The sequence below is a fragment of the Williamsia herbipolensis genome (assembly GCF_036153515.1).
GTDB classification, from domain to species: domain Bacteria; phylum Actinomycetota; class Actinomycetes; order Mycobacteriales; family Mycobacteriaceae; genus Williamsia_A; species Williamsia_A herbipolensis.
This window is the reverse complement of record NZ_CP108021.1, coordinates 3321014-3343252: the sequence shown is the minus strand read 5'-3', so window position 1 is coordinate 3343252 and position 22239 is coordinate 3321014. Positions and strand designations below refer to the sequence as shown.

Here is a 22239-nt window from a genome sequence, read left to right as displayed (position 1 = left end):
GTAATCGTCACTTGTGACCAAGTCCTCGTCAAGTCGCTTCAGAACTGGCATTGTGTTCACTAGTGAAGGGGTTATCGTTGATACGTGACGACGAAGCCTGAGAACCGCCTCGACCGCCGGAGGGCACGTACCCGCTCGGCGTTGATCGACGCGGCGTGTCAACTGCTGTCCACTCCCGGAGGCACCGAGGCGAGCGTCGCCCATATCACCGAACTTGCCGATGTCGGTCTCGGATCGTTCTACAACCATTTCGAGAACAAGGACGCCCTCTTCGACTCCGCGATTGGGGCAATGCTGGAGCTGCACGGACGCCTGTTCGACGAGGCAACTTCTGGACTCGATGACCCGGCCGAAGTGTTCGCCGCTGGGTTGCGAATGTCGCTGCGCCTGAGGACGTCTCATCCTCGACTCACAAAGACAATGAGTCAGGTTGGGTTCCGATATCTAGACACCGACGACGGTTTGGCGCCGCGTGCCTACCGAGATCTTGAAGCTGCGGTCGCCGCTGGACGATTCGATATCGACGATTTGAACGGGGCGTTGGCATGCACTGCGGGAGCATTGTTGGGGTACTTGCATTTGCTGTCGCGTAACCCTTCCCGCGATACTGAGTCGGCCGCGGACGATCTTGCGGCGAGCATGCTCAGGCAATTCGGGCTGCCGAAGGAAGAGGCAATCGAGATCTCGCGACGCCCGTTAAAGCAGCCCACTTTGCAGTGAGAAGGCACTCATCCGGTCGCCTCTGATCCACCGATGTTGAGGTTCCTGTTGTGTCCCAGGAATGGCCTTGTCGTGTTCTGTGCCGGGAGACCTGGTGGCAACAAATTGGTAATGACTCCATCGAACCACCGGCCACTGCCCAGCACGTTCGCATACAGTCGGATTAGGGGGGCGAGGTAAAGGATTGACTGGCGGATGTTGCTGTCTTGCTTCTGCAGTAGGTCGGTGACACCCTTCAGGCTTTCCAACGCGGGACCGATCTGCTTCTCGTTGTCACGGACGATGCCGGTGAGCGTCGTCGACAACTGAATGGTGCTGGTCAACAGTGTGGAGATCGACTGCTGCCGAGTGTTCAACTCCGACAACAGATCTCCCGCACCGGCGATCAGGCGGGTGAACTCCTGGTTGCGATCGGCCAGGATCTTCGACGTGCCCTTGGTCGCCTCGAGGAGCTTGCGCACCTCCTGATCGCGACTGGCGATCGTGGTCGACAGTCGGGTCAGTCCGTCCAGCGAGCTGCCCAGTTCCTGCGGCGTACCGGAGAACACACTCGACAGGGTGCGGAAGCTGGTGGCGAGCTGATCGGTGTTGATGTTCTCCAGGCTCGTCGACGCATCGTTGAACGCCTCGATGACGTCGTACGGCGACGTGGTCTGGGTGATGACCTTGTTCGGGTCGGCCAACTTGTCACCGCGCGGGTCGATCTGCAGGTACTTCTGTCCCAGGACGGTCTTGATCTGGATCGACGCGCTGGTCTGATCGCCCACCCAGGTGTTGTTGACCGCGAAGGTCACCCGCACCTTGTTGCCGACGATCTCGACGTCCTCGACCTGCCCGACCTTGACGCCCGCGACGCGGACCTCATTGCTCTTCTTGAGCCCCGCCGCCTCGGTGAAGTCGGCCTTGTAGATCGTGCCCGCACCCACCAACGGAAGGTCAGCCACAAAGAAGGTGGCTAACGAGAACATGGCCAGAATGACCAGCCCCATGGCGCCGATTGTGGTCGGACTGCGCCCGCGTCGATCAGTGCGTGACGCCACAGCAGCACCTGCCTTCTGCTCCGTTGCTGCGTCCTCGCCTGGCTGATCCCTGCAAGGCCGCGAGGACGAACTTATGTGTGCCGGCGTACATGCGTCAAGGCTGGTTAACTCAATTGATTGCAACATCTTTCGATCGAAAATGACCGTACGCAGTGGTTGCTGATACTCAGATCTGAATGTCGGTCATCCAGACCCGGCCGGCAACCTACCCTTCAGTCGTGACCCGCATCACAAATTTACATGGGGACCGAAAGTGCTTGAGCAACAGTTGATCTGCCTCATACTGGGCAATCTGACCGTTCCAGAGCCGGCGTTTGTACAGATCTGAATACTTCGTCATATACGAATGGGGCTCGAGGACACTTCCTCACCATCGCGACCAGCACCACCGGGCGCATCGTAGACCTACCGGTGCAGCGGTTGCGGGTCGACGAGTGCGTGTGCGGCATAGAGGTCAGCGTTGATGACCGGCGCGCCCTGACGAGAGGATGCACGTCGCACGCCGAAGTCCAGTGCGGTCACGATCGGGTCTCCATTCGGTGATTCGCCGGAGTCAGTTGTCGGACTTGCTGCGACGTAGCAGAACCGTCACCAAGGCAGTCCCGATGGCGAGAATGGCTCCGCCGATTATCGAGGTATGCGAGACAGCTGCCGAGAAGGCGTGCGCTGCTGCCGCGTCCAGCTCGCGTGCCTGAGCCGTGAGGATCTCGACCTGCCTCGCCGCTGCCGGCGTCGACTGCATGGCAGCGATGGATTGCCGAACCTGATCGGTCGCAATCGATGCACCGCCGACTGATTCGCGGGCCGCGTCGAACACTGCCTTCGCCTGCGCGGCCTGATCTGGGGACAACGGTATACCGGCCGCCTGTTTGGCCATCGCATTCACCGTTGGCGAGATGGTCGAGGTATAGGACGTCGCGAGAATTGACCCGAGGATCGCGATCCCCAGGGAACCGCCCAACTCCAACGATGTGTCGTTCACACCACCACCGACCCCCAGGCGATTCTCTGGGAAGGCGCCCATGATGGCGTCGGTGCTCGGAGGCTGCGCCACTCCGATGGCGAGCCCGAGAAGGATGAGTGTGGGCAGGAAGTCGAGGTACGTGGATCCGTCACCGATCCGCACCAGTAGGAGGGTGCCGATCGCTCCGAGTGCCATCCCCGCGCCGACGGTGGCCTGAATTCCGAATCGCTTGATCCCACGCGCCGATACGAACGCACCGACGAAAACGGCTGCCGCCAAGGGAAGAAGTCGAATTCCCGTCTCCAGCGCTGACATGCGCAACACGAATTGCATGTATTGCGCGACGTAGTAAATAACGCCGAAGGTGACCAAGAAGAACAGGAACACCGCAAGCGTCGCGCCGGAGAAGGTCCGATTCGTGAACCGCCGCACTTCGAGCATCGGTTCGGAACATCGAAGTTCCCACAGCACGAACAGAATCAACCCGACGACCGCCACCACAGCAGCCGACACCGGAAGAGCGCTCCAACCGAAGTGGGCACCCTGGATGATGGCGTACACCAGCGAGGCGATTGCGATGACAGACAGCAGCGCCCCCACTGGGTCGGGACATCCGGCGTCGTGCGCCTTCGAGGGCGGGACCACGAACAGCGCGGCTATCGCTGCAATCACCACGATCGGCAGATTGATGAGGAACGTTGATTCCCAGGAGAAGTGCACCAATAGGGCACCTGCGATCAGCGGACCCAGAGCGATCGCGAGACCTGATGTCGCCGACCACAGGGTGATGGCACGGGCCCGCTCTGAACGCGGGAACATCGAGACAAGGAGAGACAGGGTGGCAGGCATGATGACTGCGGCACCGAATCCCATGATGACCCGACTGATGATGACGGTGGTCGTGGAGTCGGCGAGGCTTCCGTAGGTGGAACCGGCCGCGAAGATCACCAGTCCGATCCAGAGTGCGCCACGCCGGCTGAATTTGTCTCCGATGGCACCGAAAAGCAGCATCAGCGCCGCGTAGGGCACGGTGTACCCATCGATGACCCATTGCAGGTCACTGGAACTGAGGTTAAGCGCCTCGGTCATGCGTGGCGCCGCGACCATGAGCGCGGTGTTCGCCATCACCACGATCAGCAGACTCAGGCACAAGACCAACAAACCTGCCCACCGCCGCGAATAGGGCGGACCGTCGGGATCGAGGGGACGCATCATGAACAGAGGCGCCCGGTGCGATGTCGTGGCTTCATCGGGAGAGCCATCAACTGATGTCATTTCGCGAACCTCCAACGGATGGCGTACCGCCCCAGAATCTCCGCAGCAGCAGTGACGGAGATTGACCGCGGGATGGTGACCGAGACGGTTCCGTCGACGACGCCGGCCTCGACTTCACTGGCAGCGTGGTGGAGACCATTGGCCGCGAGCTCGTCGGCGACCACCTGTCGTGTCGCGTCGGCGCGTAGCGGTGGCTTGAACGGCTTACCGATGTCGGTGACCGGCAGGGTGTCTCGGATCTGGATCGACTTGGGCATGGCCGCACGCTCGACGACGTGCTCTTGCGCCCACTGCGTGAGCTCGGCGATCTCGACCGGCTGCGAGACGGTCACGTAGACCACCGGCACCTCGCCGGCATGCAGGTCGGGACGGCCCACCGCGCAGGCGTCGACGACAGCGGGATGCGCACGCATCGCGTCCTCGATCACCGCGGGATCGATGTTGTGGCCACCGCGGATGATGAGGTCCTTCGCGCGGCCGGCCAGGTAGATGAAGCCGTCAGCGTCGATGCGGGCCAGATCGCCGGTGGCAAGCCACCCGTCGGTCACCACGCTCGACGGATCGACGACACGACCCTCAGCGGAGCGTCCGACGTACCCGGCGAAGACCGCGGGACCGGCGATCTCCAGCGAGCCGATGCTGTCGGGATCGTCGATGACCGAATTGGTTTCGGGATCGACGACGCGCACCTGCTGATACGGCATCCGTTGTCCCACCGACCCTGGCCGTGGGTGGTCGGGGAAGCTCCGCGCGCTGGCGCACGTCGCCTCGGTCAGACCGTATCCCTCACACAGCGCCACTCCGGTGTGTGTTTCGAAGGCTGTGCGGACGGCGGGCGGAAGAGGTGACGCACCGACCACGGCGAACTGGAGACTCGAGATGTCGGCGTCGAGGGGGAGTTGCGCGAGCACCGAATACACGGTGGGGACGCCCGACAGTGCGACGATCCGGTACTTCTCGATGAGCTTCCAGAAGATGCCGTACAGCGGGACATCGCGGTAACCGAGCGGACCGGCCCACACCACGTGCTGGCTGCGCAGCAATGGCGCCAGCGTGGTCACCATCAGCGCATTGACATGGAACAGCGGTAGGGCCGCAAACAAGGTGTCACCCTCCGCGAGACTGCCGTTGGCGGCGATCATCCACGCTGTCGCAACCTGATTGGCGTGGGTGTGCGCCGCCAGCTTGGGCGCGCCGGTGGTGCCGCCGGTATGGAAGAAGGCCGCGAGGTCATCAGCAGCTGGTGGGGTCGCGGGCAGGCCGTCGTCGGCGAGCCCCGACGCCGCGTCCGTGAGGTAGGCCACGGTCACGCCGTCGAGCGGTTCGAGAGCGGCCGCGTCGATGTCCGGGTCGTCAGTGTGCAACGCGAACAGGCTCGTCACCCCGGTCTTGACCGCAAGTGCGCGGGCCAAATCCCAGGCCTGCGGGTCGAGGTCAGGACCTGCGGCGACGATGACTGCTGCGCCCGCCAATTCGATCAACGCCGCGGCGTGATCGTTCGACAGCGAAGGATTGATCGGAGCGGCAATTCCCACCGCTTCCGCGGCCAAGATGGCGGCATGCAATTCGCTACAGTTCGGCGAGATCAGAGCGACGGCGTCGGACCGGGTGATCCCAGCGTCGTGCATCACATGGGCAAAGAGATGCACCGCAGCAAGCAGATCCGCGAACGTACGCTCGTACGGGATCATCCACCGATCGGCGTCCGGGAGATAAGAGACAGCCACGCGATCCGGGGAGTAAGTGGCCGCGCGGAGCAAGACTTCGTAAGTTGTTGCCGGCAGACCACGGTCAGCCAAAGGAATGCGTTCGATGACGATCAGGTTGTCCGGGCTGTCGTACCGAGGCCACAGCAGGTCGTTCGTCATACCGCTACTCCGATGGGGGTCATTCGTTGTGCGCGTTGATAGGTGCAGAGCAAGTAGGTGATGCCCGCCTGCGTGACGGCGGTCGCCATGATCACGCGATCGGGGCGGACGAGTACCGCGTGCGCGTGGTGCTTGCGCAGCAGGGCAAGCGGTGACGAACTGGTCGATGGGACGCATCGGAGTGCGTCGACGTCGATGTGGGCGATGTCGGTGCCCGCCAACCGGGTGGCGATGTCACGGGTCAGCGGCCCACGGGTGAACAGCGTGTAGCGCGAACCGACGAGGTCGTCGAGACGACGAGCACCATCGAGAGTCCGGACCCATGGCTGCGGAAAGATGCTCCCGTTGAGTCGTTTCCGACGACCTCGCCGCTCGACGAGTGGTCCGTGCCCCAAGGGTGGCGTGCCTTCCGGCATGGCGTTGGTGACGCCCGGGATCCGACAGACCGCCGCGAGCAGCAATCGACGCGGTGCGGCGAGTCGCCCCTGTCCACCGGTCAATGCCCACCCCACCGCGAGGGCCATCAGGATGATCCGGGTGGCGTGCGGTTTGCGTTCGGACTCATAGGTGTCGAGAACCGATTCCGGTGCGATGCCGTCGAGCACGTCGGCCAGCTTCCACGCCAGGTTGAACACGTCGCGGAACCCGGATCCGAGTCCCTGCCCCACGAACGGCGGGGTCTGATGAGCGGCGTCACCGGCGAGGAACACCCGCTCGACGCGCCACGTGTGCGCCACCCGTGCACGAAAGATGTAGAACGCCTGCCGCAGGATCTCCGAGTTGTCGAGCTCCGCCGCCGTCATCCACGGCTCCAACAGCTTTCGTAACGTGGCCTCGGATGTGAGGTTCTCGAGGTCTTCACCGTCGTGGACCCGGAACTCCCAGCGGTACCTGTTCCCGGTGACCGGCATGAACGTCGCGGCACGAGACGGGTCACAGATCTGGTGAACACCGCTCCAGACATCGAGCGGCTTGGTGGTGAGCACGTCGATGACCAGCCACTGCTCGTCGAAATCGAAGTCGCGCATGGTGATACCGAGTTGCTCGCGCACCAGGCTGTTCGCGCCATCGCACCCGATGACCGCCGCAGCGTCGACGACCTGCGACGCGCCGTTCGCGTCGTCGTAGCGAACCGCCGGACGCTGCCGACCGACGACTTCGGTGACCTCGCAGCCGCGCCGCAGGTCGATCAGATCCACCGTCGCCGCCTCGGCGAGCAGAACGCCCTCCAGGTCGGGCTGGTCGAACATGCTGTCCGGCGGGAAGCCGTTGCGCCCGTCGGCGGTGTCCCGGGTGAACTCGGCCATCACCCGGCGGCGGCCGTCGATCAGGCGCATACCCGGCATCGGACGAGTCATCGGCGCGAACTTCTCGTCGACTCCGAGCGCCTGCAAAATCCGGAACACCTCGTCGTCGAGATGTACCCCTCGGGGCAGCGCATACGGTTCCCGATGTCGTTCCAGCACAACCGTTGCGATCCCGCGGCGCGCCAGGAGCAACGCGCACGCGATGCCGACCGGGCCCGCACCGACGACCACGACGGGGTCGGACGCGGTGGTCATGCGTATCTCACGTGGCAGCGTTGCCGCCCCAGTTCGATGGCACCGTCGTCAGTGGCGATACGGACCTCGACGACGTCACCGTCCTGCAGGTACTTGGGATTCGATGCCTGGCGCTTGAAGAACTGTGCCCACTTCACATGCGGCGGGATGAGCGCGCCGATGATCTCGATCGGTTTGGGCGGCGCAGACAGAGCGGTACCACCCGGTGTCCCGGTGAGCAGCAGATCGCCGGCGTCGAGTCGCTGGAAGCCGGTGAGGACAGCCAGTGCGCTGACCGGGTCGATGATCATGTCGGCACCGACGCGTCCGTCCTGACGTCGCTCGCCGTTGACCCAGAGCTGCAGACGCAGCTGGTCGAACCGACGCCACTCCTCGTGGGTCAGAAGAACCAGTCGGGGGCCGACCGGGGTGAACGTCGGATACGACTTCGACTCGTAGAACTGGGTTTTCGGTAACTGGAGGTCGCGCGCGCTGACGTCGTTGGTGATCACCACACCGGCGAAGAACTCACCGAGGGTATCGGCGGTGATGGTGGTCCCAACCTCGATCGACGTGGCGGCGACCAGGCCGATCTCGACCTCGTAATCGAGCAACCTCACGTGCGCGGGCTTGACGATGTCACCGAACGGGCCGGTGATCGACCCGGATGCCTTGCGGAAGAACGTGGCCGACACCCGGTCGGGGTTGATGCCCGAATCGGTTGCGTGGCTGCGATAGTTGACCATCTGAGCCACCACTCGGCACGGCGCGGTAACCGGTGAGAGCAGCTCGAGGTCGGCCACCGGGGTGGCGCCGATTTCGTTGCCGACGGCAGCGTCGATCGCGGTTCGGTCACCCAGCAACTCCCCGGTCGTGACTGCGGTGGTCTCGATCGGCACCGCGACTTCATCGCGCTGCACCCACCAGCGGTCGGCGGTACGGATAACGGTCGTGGTCATGAGCGGGCAACTTTCAGCAGGCCAAGGAGGCGATGGATGTCGAACTCGTTGTCGTCGCGAAGGCCCGACAACATCCCCTTGATGAGATCGGGGTCGGGATTGGCGCCGAGGAAATCGCGGGTGACCGGCGGCCCCCACTGCGACAGGCCGCTCGCCGTCATCGGCGCCCACCCCGCCTCGACGGTGTTGTCGAACATGTCGCCATCGGCAAAGTGCTCGACCATGAACTTGTCGAGATCGCGCCAGTAGTCGAACAGTTGGCTGCCCTGGATGTGGCGACCGATGCCCCACGCGTGGTGGTATCCACGCTCGGCGAGGTAGGCACCACCCGCGGCGACCGCGTCGAGATCGGCCACTTGATACGCGCTGTGTACGTAGCGCGACTGCGGACCGAGAGTCATGGCCAGTGTGTGGTGATCAGCGGCCTCGCTGCCACGGTCACACCGCATGAACGCCATCGTCGGCCCGCGATCACGCTGGCCCGGGAAGAACAGGAAATCGCTGACGATCAATCCGAGCATCTCCTGGTACCAGGCGAGATTCTCCCGGAACTTCGGTGTCTCGATGACCACGTGACCCAACCGCTGAACGCGGGCAGGCTCGCGCGGCGGACGCTGAATCGCATTGAAGCGTTCGATCTTTCCACCGAAATTGAACGTCAGCGGGTGCTGGTCGGGCAGCGACGGGAGGTCGGTGAGACCGGCCACCACGCGAATCTGCATGCCGGAAGGATCGGTGAGATCGACAGCCGAGCCCCCCAGATCGCCGAGGGGATGCACTCGCCGACCGGTCTCGTAAGAGAGTTTCAGCAGATCGCTGTGGTCGGCCGCGCGGAACGCGGGTCCGACGAACCGGGACCGATGCGAACGCCGGATCACGATGCACGGCGCCCCCGACCACGTGCCGCGCAGCGACAACTCGTCGGCCGTTCGCGACACCGTGGCGAAACCGAAGTCGTGGGCGAAGCGTTCGGCCTGGGCGATGTTCTGCTTCTCGAACTCGAGCCACGCCAGATCGACGACCTTGATGACCGGATCGGTGGCGCGGTCACCGGGATCGCCCGGCCGGGCGCCGTCCTCGCTGTGTAGATCGGCATGCGGAGTGTCCGCAGGAACTGTCATCGATGACCTCCTGGATTCTTCTGAACAAATCTTCATTTCTGATCTGTGAGCTGTCAAGGTGCTTCAGTATTGGAATGCAATTCATAATTGATGGCTTATGCTAAGGCAATGGACCGTTCATCCACCCCCGCGGGCAATCGACTGGACCGTCGCAAGGCCCGCACGCGCGGTGCGTTGATCGATGCCGCATGTCAGTTGATGGCCACGCCGAAGGGCATGGAGGCGAGCATCTCCGAGATCACCGAGCTCGCCGATGTGGGCCTGGGATCGTTCTACAACCACTTCACCAGCAAGTCCGAGCTCTTCGACGCCGCGATCGGCACCACCCTCGAATTGCACGGGCGGCTGTTCGACGAGGTGACCGCCGGGCTGGACGATCCGGCCGAGGTGTTCGCGGCCGGGGTGCGGATGTCCGTCCGGCTCAGAATGTCCCATCCCCGGATGGCATCGATGATGAGCCAAGTGGGCTTCCGTTACCTCGACAGCGCCGACGGCCTCGCCCCACGCGCGCTGCGCGATCTCAAAGTTGCAGTGATATCGGGTCGCCTTGATGTCAACGATTTCGCAATGGCCCTGGCGTGCACGGCGGGCGCCTTGCTCGGCTGCCTGCATATGCTTGAGCACAATCAGACCCTCGACACCAACACCGCCGCAGACGATCTCGCGGCAAACCTGCTACGCATGTTCGGGCTGTCCAAGGCAGACGCGACCGAGGTGTCCCGACGTCCACTGATCGAACCTGTCGTACCACCCGGTCTTGGTGGAAGTTCCGACTGAGGGCGCTGCTTTCTCGCCAACCTCAACCGAGAGCGCGCAGGTTGCCTGCGCACCCGGGCGGCCAGGCAGCCGTGACTGTATGAGTACGCGAATGCCGTCGCACAACAACTCGACGACGCCGATCATCACCTCCACAGATGCCGGAAGCGGGGACTCCCGGCAGATGCGCCGCTCACGTTGGACGGGTTGGCAGCAATCCAACTCGGGGAGACGACTAGGTCTAACAGACACGACTCGGTGTCGTCGCCTGGCGTCGCCATTGTGACCAATGTAGGTGCCGGCCGGTCGTAACACTCGCATGGTTGTCTCGTGCAGCGACATCACCGCCAACGTGAGGCCAGCCTGGGCGTCGGTCAGTGGCGCGGTGTGGGCAACAGTGATCAGGTAGGACCGGCCGCCTCGGCTTGGCCCCGAGTCCCCGTTAGATGACGAGGTGGGTGCAGTTACCCCCGCGGGCTTTGGCCGCGTACATCGCGTGGTCGGCGGCGGCCATGGCCTGTAGCAGCGAAGACTGACGGTCGCGGTAAGCACACGATGCCGCCCCGACGCTGAACGTTACGGGCGGGCCATGAACCCCGAGGGTTGTCGTCGGCGTGGCCGCGACATGCCGCTCGAGGGTGACGTGGTCGCCGGTGGCGATCACGGTGAATTCTTCACCTCCGGATCGGGCGATGGCCGCGTACCGACCGAAATAGTGAGTCAAATGGTGTGCCGTCTCTACTAGTACGGCGTCACCCACCGCATGGCCAAACCGGTCGTTGACGGCTTTGAAAGCATCGATATCGATCACTATGACCATCATTGCCGTATCGATCGCCGCGGCGGCGGCGAGTTCGCGGTACGCATGGTCGAGACCGGCACGGTTGAGCACCCCCGTCAGGGGGTCATAGTTAGCGAGATCGGCGGCCGCGCTGATACCGATCCAGATTCTGCGGCCCAGCAACGGCGACCCGACAAGCACCCACAACCACAAAGTCACCCCCACCACGGACATCGCCAGCGAGATGTCGCCCCGGACAACCATCAACACCCCCGTGCTGCAGACAAACGCCGCAACAAACACCAGATGCATTCCCAAACCGATCGGCGGGACATGGATGGTGACGAACACACCGGTGAGGACGAACACGATGCAACCACCAAAGATCACGTGGGTGTCCCGCAGAACACCGAGACCGGCTGCGATACCAAGATCGGCGATGCACGCGAAAACGGTTGCCTGCCAGCCTGACAGCGCGACAGGGCTCGCCACCCACACAGCCACGCTCATTACCGCAGCACCTGCGACGAACCACAGGAGTGCGGTGCCGCTGCCGCTTCGGGCAAATCCCCCTAGGGCCAACGCACCGGCATAGATGGCGACCGTGGCACACGCAGACGCCAGCGTGAAGCGGACTAACGCATCGAGCCGCTGATCACGACCCCTGACATACAGCGTCGAAGAATCGACCAACCGCACCCCTGGCCTGCGCCGTGACGACGGATCAACCACGACACCGACTACCTCACGTCAGCGGCGCCCACCCCGCCACAATCGTTTCGCCATCCCCTACGACGAACTTATGAACCTCATCGGCAGCCAATCACAGTCTGTTACCCGCGCATGCGAGATACCGGCAAGTGGCACCGGACCCGGTGACGACAGCGGTTGGGTTAATTCACACCGCCAGCCGGTGGTGCACACGCGACGCGGCCGTGGCGCAACTGCCGTGCCCGGAGTGTGGGTGTTCGCCGGTGTCGGCGATGGCGATGAGGCAGCGGCGTTCGCGGTCGGTGCGCACCCTGCCGCGCAACGTGAGTGGCCGTTCTTCATCATCGGCGCCGGCCTGCCCAACCTGCCTGCAGTCCCCGCCGCCGCCCGCTCTCATGCCGAAGAACAGTCCCTCTAACCATTGGGTCCCTGCCGCGCGCCGCCGCCGTCGCGCTGCGCGACTCGATCGTCGCCACCGGCGGCGACATCACCCCCGACGCCCTCGAGATGCTCGTCGAGGCCAGCGGCGGATAGCGCCCTAATTCCTGCAAGAGTGGCAAAGTGATCTGGAACACCGCTGCGAACAACCCCTACACATCGTGCTCCGTCAGGTGCGCAGCGACACCCCGCAGATCACCACCGCCGATCTCACCGACCTCGCCCGTCGGTGGTCGACTCAACAGATTCCGCTCGAACTGGTCGCCCACAGCATCCAGGTGGGTGCGCGCTTGCTCGCCGAGATCGTTCGGGCCCGTGCGACGGAGCAGGGCATGAGCCCCGAGGTCATCGACGACCTCCAGGACATGATGTGGCACTGGGCCACCTCGTACTCGGCGGTGATCAACGCGGTGCTGCAGGAGAACGCGGTGTCGCTCGCCGCGCGCCGTAGCACTTTCTTCCGTCGACTGATCGACGGTGAGTTCGCCCCGGCGTCGTTGCCGGCGCGTTTGATCGAACACGGAGTCCAACCGGATCGGCGTTACCGCGTGGCCTGCGCCGACCACGACGATCCGCGGTCCGATTCCGAGGTGCCGGCGACCATCCGGTTCCAATGAGCACAATTGGCATCCCCGTCGCCAACTAGTTTGCGCGTCTGGCCCCTCGGCATTGCTCGAGAAGTTCAATCATCTCGTCGATCTGGGGTTCCCCGTATAGCTCACATACCGCCGCGACGACGTCCGACGGTTGAGCTTTCGATCTCTGGAACGCCCTTACTACGACGGTTGGGATCGAGACCGGCCGCGTCCCGGCTTCGCCCGATCGCTCGTTCTGCGGCTTTTCTCGGCGTCTCTGCGCGCGCCGCCACGCGTCGACTTGCTGTGCCATCGGCACCTGCGCGAGTGAGCGGGCTAGGCGAACGGCGAGTTCGCCCTGGCGAAGTGCTTTTTGAAGTTCGGGCGCAAGGTTGAGAAGGGCTCGTCGTTGGGAGATCCAGCCAGGGCTGCGACCGAGGCGTTCGGCGGCTGCTGTGGCGCTGCCGGTTTCGGTGACAAGGAGTTCCACGGCGTTTGCTTCTTCGAGGACGTCGAAATCTTGGCGGTCAATGTTCTCGACGATTGCCGCCCAGAGGATCGATTCGCGGTTGGTGGCGAGGGAGTCACGGATGACCACATCCATACCCGCCCGCTCGTAGTGGTGGCACGCCGCGAGACGCCGGCAGCCGTTGACCACAACCCACCGCGCAGCACCCAACTGAGACGCATCTTCAGGCCACAGCGCCAACCACGACGCACGACTCACCACCGTTCCGGGCTGTAGCTGCCGGTCGGCGATCGTGGCGAGGTCCTCGAGGTTGCCGACCTCGGCACGCGGATTGCGTGGGTTCGCGACCAACTGGGCCAGCGGCACGTTCGCTCGAAAGACGCCGTCCGAGTTCGTTGGGGCGTCCACGGTGGAGCCGTCGCCGACCGACCCGGCAAGATCGGCGAGGTCGACGCGTCCCCCGCGACCGGCCATCAGTGGACCCCGACTTCGAGTTCGAGGCACAGCCGCTGCACGTCTTCACGGGCCTGGAGCGCCACCCTGCTCGATCCGTACTCGGTGACAACGCGTCCCTCCGCGGCGGCACGGGCGTGCACTTTGTAGTGCCGGACCACCGTGCGCGCCAGCGGCCACCCCCGCGACCGGACGAACGCTTGTGTCTGCTCGAGATCCGAGCGCCCGTCGCGCGGGTCCCAGTCGTTGACGACCACCACGTACGGGATCCCCAACGGCTCGATCACCTTCGTGATCGTGCGTGCGGTCGGATCGAACGCCAACGGCTCCGGAACAATCGGCACGATCACCAGATCCGCCGACCCCAACACCGCATCCAACGCATAGCCCGTGCCACCGTTGTCCGTCGCACCCGGAGTGTCGCCGATCCAGCCCGGGGTGTCGACGATGACGTGATCGACACCGGGCAGATGGCGCAACCGACCGAGCATCCCGACATCGTCATGGGCCTGGGCGATCCGGAACGGCAGATCGGCGACCCGATCAGCCCACCACACCGCAGAGCCCTGCGGATCAATCGACACCGCCAACACTGGCGACAGTCCCCGGTCCCCCGCCGGGTCGACGAGAACATCAGCCTTCACCGCGGCCAGGTTCATCGCCAGCGTCGACTTTCCCACCCCACCCTTCTGATTCATCACCACATGCACACCCATGCTCTCCGCCTCTCTGCTCCGTTCGTGAACTACCTGTCTTCCCGCGCCGCACGGCGTCGGTGTTTACCGCGGTAAACACCACCCCTTGGCGGGCCTCGTGCAGACACGCTGCGCCAAGAGACGTCGGTCGAATACGGTTGCTTGAGAGCACGTTCTAACAACCAGCGAGCACGACCTGGGAAAATACCGTCAGTCCGCAGACAGTCCGCAGCACAACTGAAAACGGCCCTCACCGACAAACACCCACAACGCCACTCACCAGCAGAAACAGTGAATCCCCAACAGGGCCAACATCATCAAACGCCCAGGTGCGCTCGTTCGGGACGAAGAGGTCGTGGGTTCGAATCCCGCCACCCCGACGTGTTGGTTGAGACACAGATGAGGCCCTGACCAGGGGAAACCCGGTCGGGGCTTCCTCGTTTTACGGGACCGGTTGCCGTCAGCTACTCACTTTCCGGGAACGAAGAGGTCACGGGGTTCGAATCCCCTTCGCCCAAGTTGATGTCGGGGACACAAATGGAGCGCTGAACAGCCGCCATTCAGCTGGGGCGCGATCAGTTTCGGACCTCTCCGTCGCCTACGGTTCGGCACCCAGTCCGCACACAGTCCGCAGCGGTAATTCTCGGTGGGGTCAGACGGCATTCGCACCCTCCCGGGCGCCGACGCAACCGCCTCGAGAGTGCAGGTGGACAGGACTGAATAAATGGTCGCTCAAACGGGGGTGCCGTGAGCGCCCGCAGGGTCGCTCGGAAGCTGTGCATAGCGGTGGGGTGAAGAAGGCTGTACGAGCGTTGGACACGAACCCGTGGAACATCCCAGGGCGGGGACCGGATCGACGCACACGTGTCCGGTGTCTGGGTCCGACTCCCGACTCTTCGCATCCAACTACAAGGTCATTCCGGTTCGAGGACACACTCGGCAGCACCGAACACTGACCGCCGATCGACGGTCGGGGCTTAGCGCCACCCCGGTCCGGACGAGTCGTAGGTGCCCAGGCAATCCCCTGAGCACCTTTCCGGCACCTATGGCATCTATGGCGACAGACAGCAGGCAATCGAGACCATCCGGCACAGGTGTCCCACGTCGTGGATGTACCCGGGACGAACTGGACGATGACCTGTGACCACCGTCTTCTGGGTTACGGGCCCTCGAATGTCTGGGATGAACGACCAATCACATCAATCGCGGTTGTTCATGGTGCAATTCGTTGCCGTCGCTCAGATTTGCAGAAAATTTGCACTCGCTTCCTACGCTCTGCGCAAGCCCCGATAAGTGATCCTCAATCCCGGCGTCAACGGTCGTTTTCGCTGACACCCTCCTGGTGGGACGCACGCGGGTAGGCGTACGCGCGTGAATGGAACGAGATTGCTGTCATGAGTGCTCATCGGGTGAAGAACCGTGCCAAGGCCAAGGCCCGAGCCGCGAAAGCATCCAAAGCCGGTCGAGGACGACACCGCGTGCAGACGGCCCACGAGGTGCCGGCGTGGGTGAAGAACTCGGCGATGACCGTCGGGTTGGGGGCGGCGCTGATCACCGGTGCCGGCATGGCCCACGCCGAGCCCACCGTGACCTCGTCGACGAGCACATCGAGCGCCGACAGCACCACCGCACCAGCGAGCACCACGACCATCGCCACCACGACAGAAGCAGCTCCGTCGTCGACGCCCGCCTCGATTCCGGCGAACGGTGGTCCGGGGTCGACCGCGACGACCGCTCCGGCGTCCACCACCCTCGCTAGTGGTACGCCGACGGCACCTGTTCCGTCGACCACGCTGGCGACGCCGACGACGACGCAACAAGCACCAGCCGATCCTCCTCGCGCGATCACCCCGACGACTGGGACCACCCCGACGGTGTCGTCACCGTCGGCACTGACAGCCCCGGGACAACCGACCGCCACACCGACGACCCCACCTGCGCCCACCACAGGCTCCACCCCGCAGGCGGCGACCACGAACGGTCAGACAGTGTCCTCGACGGCATCGGCGCCGACGCTGGGTTCGTCGATCGGGCCCTTCGAGGTCCCCACCACCGGGAGCAGCCACAGCGCGGCCGAGAAGCCGGCACCTGCCCCGACGCCGGCGACGGCGATCGTGTCTGCGTTGTTGACCATCCTCACCACGACCGGGTCCCCACAACACGACACCGGCACCCCCGTCGGGGTCGACGGGCCGTCGTCGTGGGTCGCCGCGGGCGCCGCGCGCCGTGAACTGGTCACCACCGCGACGTCGACGACTCAGGCGACCACCCAGGTGGTCGCGGCGGCTCCGCCGTTCAACCCGTTGCAGGCGTTGATCGCGTTGCTCATCGGTGACGGCACCGCCGAGCACCCCGATGCGGGCTTGTTCGCCGGGAACGGGTTCAGCTACACCTCGGCCACCTGCCTGCTCGACATGGTGTGCAACGGCGGCCGCAGTGGCTTGTTCGGCAACGGCGGCAACGGATTCAACGGTGGATCCGGCGGTGACGCCGTGTTGGCCGGCAACGGCGGTAACGGCGGCGCAGGCCGCACCGGTATCGCAGGCACCAACGGCGCGAACGGAACAGCAGGTTCTGCCGGCGGCACCGGTGGTGCCGGTGGCGCCGGCGGCAACGCTGGGCTGTTCAGCGGCACCGGTGGTATCGGCGGCACCGGTGGTATCGGCGGCGCGGGCGGGATCGGTGGCCGCGGCGGTGACGGATCCACCGGTGTGACCGGTATCGACGCCAGCGTGGCCGGCGCAGCAGGTGGTGTCGGGGCGACCGGCGGTGCCGGGGGCGCCGGCGGGGCGGGCGGTAACGCGGGAGCCAGCGGTCGTGGTGGCCTGTTCGGCAGCGCCGGCATCGCAGGAACGAATGGTTCCGGCGGTGCGGGCGGCAACGGCGCCATCGGTGGTACCGGTGGACGTGGCGCCGACGGCGCGAACGGTGCCGCGGCGACCACACCCGGCGGAGCCGGGACCGCCGGCGGCGACGGCGGGACCGGAGGAGCTGGCGGAGCCGGCGGCGCAGCAGGCGCCGGAGGCGCGGTGGGGTTCGGAGGCAGTGGCGGCACAGCTGGCGCAGCCGGGGCGGCGGGCACCGAGGGCGCCGGCGGCGCGGGCGGCAACGGCGCGACCGGTGGGGCCGGCGCGAATGGGATAACCGGCGTTGCCGGTGCCACCCCGGTCGGTTTCGGCGCGAACGGCAACGCGGGCGAGGTCGGCGGCCAGGGCGGTGCCGGCGGCCGCGGTGGCAACGCAGGTGCCGGCGGCACCGGGTCCACCACCGGCGTGGACGGACTCGCCGGTAGCGGCGGAGCCGGTGGCAGTGGCGGTGTCGGCGGTGCAGGATCACGTGGCACTGATGGCGCCAACGGCGCCGATGCGACCGAACCCGGCGGGATCGGCGGCGCCGGACAGGCCGGCGGTAACGGCGGCGTTGGCGGCGCCGGCGGTCTCGCGGGTGTCGGCGGTGTGGCCGGACAGGGCACCGGCGGAACCACCGGCACAACGGGCATCGTCGGCCTGCAGGGCGTAGGCGGGGCGGGAGGCAACGGCGGAACCGGCGGCGCAGGCGCGACCGGGGTGAGCGGGGTTGACGGCGCTACAGCATCGGGAGCCGGGGCCACAGGCAACACCGGTGGGCAGGGCCAGGCAGGCGGTAGCGGTGGTGCGGGCGGCGACGCCGGGATCGGCGGCACCGGATCGGTCACCGGCGCTGACGGACTCGCCGGAAACGGTGGCCGCGGCGGCAACGGCGGCCAAGGCGGTACCGGATCGGCCGGCACCACCGGCGCCGACGGTGCTGATGCGACCACCCCCGGCGGCGCCGGTGGAGCCGGGCAAGCCGGAGGCAACGGCGGGACCGGAGGCCTCGGAGGTGCAGCCGGTGCCGGTGGCGCAGCCGGCCACGGCACCGGCGGAACCACCGGCACCGCAGGCACAGTCGGATCACAGGGCGTAGGCGGGGCAGGCGGTAACGGCGGAACGGGCGGTAACGGCGGTAACGGTGTCACCGGAACCGACGGCGCCAGCGGAACGACGTCAACGGTCAACGGCGGCAACGGAACCGCAGGCGGGTCCGGCGGCAGGGGCGGCCGCGGCGGCAATGCCGGCATCGGCGGAACCGGATCAGTCACCGGCACGACAGGACTCAACGGCAACGGCGGTAACGGTGGCAACGCCGGATCCGGCGGTAACGGTGGCCGCGGCGCCAACGGCACGGATGGCACCAACGGCATAGACGGCACCCTCTCCTCGCCCAACGGCACCGACGGCACTGCCGGCACCAACGCCGGCAACGGCGGCAACGGCGGAGCCGCCGGGGCCTCGGCCGGGGGCGGCGGTCAGGCGGGCACCGGCGGCCTCGGCGGCACCACCGGAGCCAGCGGCACTGCCGGAACCGAGGGCATGGGCGGCGCCGGCGGTGACGGCGGCTCGGGTGGCAACGGCGGTGACGGTGTCACCGGGACCGACGGCGTCAATGGAACGACGTCAACGGTCAACGGCGGCAACGGAAGCGCAGGCGGGTCCGGCGGCAACGGCGGTCGCGGCGGCAACGGCGGACACGGTGGCACCGGGTCGGTCGACGGCGCAGGCGGAGTCAACGGCGACGGCGGTAACGGTGGTGACGCCAGCAACGGCGGCGCCGGTGGAAACGGTGCCAATGGCGCGGACGGAATCACCGGGACGGACGGGGTGACCCCCGGCGCCGATGGGACGGCCGGCACAGCCGGCGGTAAGGGCGGCGATGGCGGTGTCGGTGGAGTCGGCGGAGTCGCCGGTCTCGGTGGTGCCGCCGGTACAGGCGGCACCGGAGGAACCGCGGGCACCGACGGCACTGCAGGAGTTCAGGGCGCCGGTGGATCAGGCGGCACCGGAGGACGGGGTGGAAGCGGCGGCTCCGGGGCGACCGGCGCTACCGGCGTCGCCACGGGCCTGAACCCCGGCTCCGACGGCTCGAGTGGGCAGGCCGGCGGATCCGGCGGTGCAGGCGGGGCGGGCGGCAACGCCGGTATCGGCGGCAGCGGATCCACCGCCGGCCTCGACGGGGCCGCCGGAAATGGCGGCCGCGGCGGCAACGGTGGTCAGGGCGGCAACGGCTCGAACGGAACCGACGGCACGCGGGGCACAGACGCCACCACGCCCGGCGGCGCTGGTGGAGCCGGCCAAGCCGGCGGTAACGGTGGAGCCGGAGGCGCTGGAGGCGCAGCCGGTGGCGGCGGCGCAGCAGGAAAGGGCAGCGGTGGAATCAGCGGCACAGCCGGGGTTACCGGTAAACAGGGCAGCGGCGGGAACGGCGGCAACGGCGGAGCGGGTGGAACCGGCGCGAACGGGGCGGCAGGCGCAGACGCCCTAGCGGTGACCGGAGCCGGCACAGAGGGCCTCATCGGTGCTCAGGGCCAAGCCGGCGGCGCAGGCGGGACGGGCGGCAACGCCGGTATCGGCGGCAGCGGATCCACCGCCGGCCTCGACGGGGCCGCCGGAAATGGCGGCCGCGGCGGCAACGGTGGTCAGGGCGGCAACGGCTCGAACGGAACCGACGGCACGCGGGGCACAGACGCCACCACGCCCGGCGGCGCTGGTGGAGCCGGCCAAGCCGGCGGTAACGGTGGAGCCGGAGGCGCTGGAGGCGCAGCCGGTGGCGGCGGCGCAGCCGGACAGGGCAGCGGCGGCGCAGCCGGTGGTGCCGGAGTCACCGGCGCCGGCGGAAACGGCGGCACCGGTGGTAACGGTGCACGAGGCGGCGATGGCGCCGCGGGGGGCAACGGAACAGCGCAGAGCGCCAACGGAACCGCCGGCGGCGCAGGCGGTTCCGGCGGCGCTGGCGGCAACGCCGGCAGCGGCGGACTCGGCTCGACCGTCGGGACCGCCGGATCGAACGGCAATGGCGGCACCGGCGGCACCGGCGCCGCCGGCGGCAACGGCGCCACACCGGTCACCGCGATCAACGGACAGAACGGCGCATCCGGCGGTGCCGGCGGCGCCGGCGGCAGCGGCGGCAGACGGGGCGCACCCGGAACCGGAGGGACCGGAGGCGCCTACGGTTCCGAAGGAGACGGCGGCGACGGCGGAGCCGGCGGTCGAGGCGAGAACGGCGCCAACGGTGTGGCCGGTACGAACGGCACGAACGGCTACGACGGGCGAAATGGAGGTCAGTACAACGGCACCATCCAGCTCAACCCAGGGGAAGCCGGAGGCCGCGGTGCCGACGGCACCAATGGCGGCAACGGCGGCGCAGGCGGAACCGGCGGCGCCGGTGGCCTCGGCGGAGTCGGGCTTCACAGTGGCGCCGCCGGAGCCAACGGGGACGGCGGCAACGGCGGCAACGGGGCTCGCGGCGGGAACGGCGGGAACGGCGGGAACGGCGGACACCCCGGGGGTGGGATCACCCCGCGAAATGCAGTGGATGGCAGCGTCGGCGGAGACGGCGGCAACGCAGGGCAAGGCGGTGCCGGAGGCGCAGCGGGCCCGGCCGGGACAGGCGGCGCGGCGAACACCGGGTCCAGCGGACAAAACGGGTCCTTCGCCGACAGTGGACGGGGCGGCAACGGCGGCAACGGCGGCTCCGGCGGCGGAGGCCTCAATCCCGGTTCCGCAGGCGTCGGCGGGCGCGGCGGAAACGGCGGCACCTCAACCAACAACGTGGGTGGCGACGCGCAAGGCGGAAACGGAGGAACCGGAGGACGAGGCGGCATCCCCACCTACTCGACCAAGACAGAAAGGACGACCGGCGGCGAAGGTGGAACCGGCGGATCAGCCACGACCTCCAACGGTATTGCGCAAGCGGGTGACGGCGGCGCAGGCGGAAGCGCCGGCTTCATCATTCCTACGTACGGGGGCGGATACGCGAGCCTCGGCCCTACCGCTGGCGGGAACGGAGGCTCAGGCGGCACCGCCTCCACCCAGAGCGGAGTGGCCATCGGAGGCAAGGGCGGAACGGGCGGGAACTCCGACACCGGGACCGGAGGCAATGGTGGCAGAGGTGGCAACGCGTCGGCCGTGACGGGAGCACGAGCAGTGGCGGGCGGCGACGGTGGGCTCGCCGGAACAGGCGCGGGCGGCGCCTCCGGCACGCGTGGCGCCTCCGGATCCGGGACGTACACCTCTGACTGACAGGGACAAAGAAGACCAGGCGCCGTCCGTTCGGCAGCTGCCCCCGTTGTCGGAGAGGACGCGTTCGACGGTGACGCCCCGTTCGGCGAACCAGGCTGTGGCGCGTTGGAGAACTCCGATGGCGGTGGCAGCTTTTTCGTCGGTGCAGATCTCGGCGTAGGCCACCCGCGAGTGGTCGTCGATCACAGTGTGTACGTACGCAATTCCGATCTTCGGCCGGTAGTTGTTGCCGCGTTGACCGGTGCGTCGCGCTGTCGCCTGGGCATTGTGCCGGCCTTGTTGGCGGCTGAGGAATTTGTGGCCGCCGCCGTCGGGGATGTTGGCGAACTTGGTGACATCGACATGGATCATCGACCCGGGGTGGGGGTGTTCGTAGCGCCGCAACGGCTCCCCGGTGACCCGATCGATGTGACTGAGGCGGTTGATCCGGCACCGCACCAACACCGCGTGCACGGTCGAGGCTGCGATCCCCAGGCGCCCGCCGATCTGGACCGGCCCGAGGCGTTGCCGCCAGCGCAGGCGCACGATCTGGCGCACCAGCTGTGCAGTGGTCTTCGTCGGGCTCAGGTGTGGGCGTGAGGTGCGATCGACCATGCCGGAGGCACCTTCGGCCCGGTATCGCTGCGCCCATTTGCTGGCGGTCTTGGGTGCGACCATGAACATTTTCGCGGCGGCGGCATGAGTCCAGCCGTCGTCAACGATCAGCCGCGCGAGGCGCAGCCGGGTGATTGGGGTCAATGTTGCGTTAGCGTGGGACACGAAGGCCTCCTGGTGGT

The 22239-nt window shown here is 66.7% G+C and carries 15 protein-coding genes and 1 pseudogene; 4 read left to right on the top strand and 12 right to left on the bottom strand.

Going from position 1 to position 22239, the window contains the following annotated elements:
- The first annotated feature begins 84 nt into the window (after positions 1-84).
- The gene (locus OG579_RS15300) at positions 85-720 is read left to right on the top strand and encodes a TetR/AcrR family transcriptional regulator (RefSeq protein WP_328856649.1); all 636 of its coding nucleotides are present in this window, start codon (positions 85-87) and stop codon (positions 718-720) included.
- An 8-nt stretch (positions 721-728) separates the two neighbouring features.
- Here the strand turns inward: OG579_RS15300 and OG579_RS15295 are convergent, their stop codons facing one another.
- The 6 genes from OG579_RS15295 to OG579_RS15270 form a co-directional block, all read right to left on the bottom strand.
- On the bottom strand, positions 729-1709 hold the full coding sequence (locus OG579_RS15295; RefSeq protein WP_328856648.1) for an MlaD family protein: 981 nt from the start codon (positions 1707-1709) through the stop codon (positions 729-731).
- Between the two features lie 604 nt (positions 1710-2313).
- Positions 2314-3999: an MFS transporter gene (locus OG579_RS15290; protein ID WP_328856647.1), complete on the bottom strand. Its 1686-nt coding sequence runs from the start codon at positions 3997-3999 to the stop codon at positions 2314-2316.
- Positions 3996-5867 carry an acyl-CoA synthetase gene (locus tag OG579_RS15285; protein WP_328856646.1) on the bottom strand — a complete coding sequence of 624 codons (1872 nt, stop codon included), beginning with the start codon at positions 5865-5867 and terminating at the stop codon, positions 3996-3998. The genes OG579_RS15290 and OG579_RS15285 overlap by 4 nt, the downstream gene beginning before the upstream one ends.
- Positions 5864-7429 (bottom strand): bifunctional 3-(3-hydroxy-phenyl)propionate/3-hydroxycinnamic acid hydroxylase MhpA, encoded by a 1566-nt coding sequence (gene mhpA / locus OG579_RS15280; RefSeq protein ID WP_328856645.1) that lies wholly within the window; start codon positions 7427-7429, stop codon positions 5864-5866. Before mhpA ends, OG579_RS15285 begins: the two co-directional genes overlap by 4 nt.
- Complete coding sequence (locus OG579_RS15275; protein WP_328856644.1) at positions 7426-8367, bottom strand: fumarylacetoacetate hydrolase family protein; 942 nt, start codon at positions 8365-8367, stop codon at positions 7426-7428. The genes mhpA and OG579_RS15275 overlap by 4 nt, the downstream gene beginning before the upstream one ends.
- The gene (locus OG579_RS15270) at positions 8364-9488 is read right to left on the bottom strand and encodes a VOC family protein (RefSeq protein ID WP_328856643.1); all 1125 of its coding nucleotides are present in this window, start codon (positions 9486-9488) and stop codon (positions 8364-8366) included. The genes OG579_RS15275 and OG579_RS15270 overlap by 4 nt, the downstream gene beginning before the upstream one ends.
- 108 nt (positions 9489-9596) lie before the next feature.
- Between OG579_RS15270 and OG579_RS15265 the strand changes: the two genes are divergently transcribed.
- On the top strand, positions 9597-10265 hold the full coding sequence (locus OG579_RS15265) for a TetR/AcrR family transcriptional regulator (RefSeq protein WP_328856642.1): 669 nt from the start codon (positions 9597-9599) through the stop codon (positions 10263-10265).
- A gap of 421 nt (positions 10266-10686) precedes the next feature.
- Here the strand turns inward: OG579_RS15265 and OG579_RS15260 are convergent, their stop codons facing one another.
- Entirely contained in the window at positions 10687-11757 is a 1071-nt protein-coding gene (locus OG579_RS15260) for a GGDEF domain-containing protein (RefSeq protein WP_328856641.1), read from the bottom strand.
- Between the two features lie 590 nt (positions 11758-12347).
- Between OG579_RS15260 and OG579_RS15255 the strand changes: the two genes are divergently transcribed.
- Positions 12348-12791 carry a hypothetical protein gene (locus OG579_RS15255; protein ID WP_328856640.1) on the top strand — a complete coding sequence of 148 codons (444 nt, stop codon included), beginning with the start codon at positions 12348-12350 and terminating at the stop codon, positions 12789-12791.
- A 25-nt stretch (positions 12792-12816) separates the two neighbouring features.
- On the opposite strand, the gene OG579_RS15250 is transcribed toward OG579_RS15255, so the two are convergent.
- From OG579_RS15250 to OG579_RS15235, 4 genes are all read right to left on the bottom strand, one after another.
- Positions 12817-13692 carry a ParB/RepB/Spo0J family partition protein gene (locus tag OG579_RS15250; RefSeq protein ID WP_328856639.1) on the bottom strand — a complete coding sequence of 292 codons (876 nt, stop codon included), beginning with the start codon at positions 13690-13692 and terminating at the stop codon, positions 12817-12819.
- A complete protein-coding gene (locus OG579_RS15245; RefSeq protein WP_328856638.1) occupies positions 13692-14387 on the bottom strand; it encodes a ParA family protein in 696 nt (231 codons plus the stop codon). Before OG579_RS15245 ends, OG579_RS15250 begins: the two co-directional genes overlap by 1 nt.
- Positions 14388-15768: 1381 nt before the next feature.
- A complete protein-coding gene (locus OG579_RS15240) occupies positions 15769-16113 on the bottom strand; it encodes a hypothetical protein (protein ID WP_328856637.1) in 345 nt (114 codons plus the stop codon).
- A 234-nt stretch (positions 16114-16347) separates the two neighbouring features.
- Positions 16348-16500, bottom strand: a complete 153-nt coding sequence (locus tag OG579_RS15235) for a hypothetical protein (protein WP_328856636.1) — start codon at positions 16498-16500, stop codon at positions 16348-16350.
- Between OG579_RS15235 and OG579_RS15230 the strand changes: the two genes are divergently transcribed.
- Complete coding sequence (locus OG579_RS15230) at positions 16490-21463, top strand: PE family protein (protein ID WP_328856635.1); 4974 nt, start codon at positions 16490-16492, stop codon at positions 21461-21463. The genes OG579_RS15235 and OG579_RS15230 overlap by 11 nt on opposite strands.
- Here OG579_RS15230 and OG579_RS15225 read toward each other — a convergent pair.
- Positions 21416-22222, bottom strand: a pseudogene (locus OG579_RS15225) (leucine zipper domain-containing protein); the annotation flags it as partial. The gene OG579_RS15230 and the pseudogene OG579_RS15225 sit on opposite strands and share 48 nt — an antisense overlap.
- Positions 22223-22239 lie beyond the last annotated feature (17 nt).

Excerpts from the sequence above, each read along its gene's own strand:
- OG579_RS15295 (WP_328856648.1), bottom strand. The coding sequence starts at position 1,709 with ATGGGGCTGGTCATTCTGGCCATGTTCTCGTTAGCCACCTTCTTTGTG.
- OG579_RS15290 (WP_328856647.1), bottom strand. The coding sequence starts at position 3,999 with ATGACATCAGTTGATGGCTCTCCCGATGAAGCCACGACATCGCACCGG.
- OG579_RS15285 (WP_328856646.1), bottom strand. The coding sequence starts at position 5,867 with ATGACGAACGACCTGCTGTGGCCTCGGTACGACAGCCCGGACAACCTG.
- mhpA (WP_328856645.1), bottom strand. The coding sequence starts at position 7,429 with ATGACCACCGCGTCCGACCCCGTCGTGGTCGTCGGTGCGGGCCCGGTC.
- OG579_RS15275 (WP_328856644.1), bottom strand. The coding sequence starts at position 8,367 with ATGACCACGACCGTTATCCGTACCGCCGACCGCTGGTGGGTGCAGCGC.
- OG579_RS15270 (WP_328856643.1), bottom strand. The coding sequence starts at position 9,488 with ATGACAGTTCCTGCGGACACTCCGCATGCCGATCTACACAGCGAGGAC.
- OG579_RS15265 (WP_328856642.1), top strand. The coding sequence starts at position 9,597 with ATGGACCGTTCATCCACCCCCGCGGGCAATCGACTGGACCGTCGCAAG.
- OG579_RS15250 (WP_328856639.1), bottom strand. The coding sequence starts at position 13,692 with ATGGCCGGTCGCGGGGGACGCGTCGACCTCGCCGATCTTGCCGGGTCG.
- OG579_RS15245 (WP_328856638.1), bottom strand. The coding sequence starts at position 14,387 with ATGGGTGTGCATGTGGTGATGAATCAGAAGGGTGGGGTGGGAAAGTCG.
- OG579_RS15235 (WP_328856636.1), bottom strand. The coding sequence starts at position 16,500 with ATGGTCAACAACGCAGACACGATCGCCGTCGCCGGCGTCGGGGCAGGT.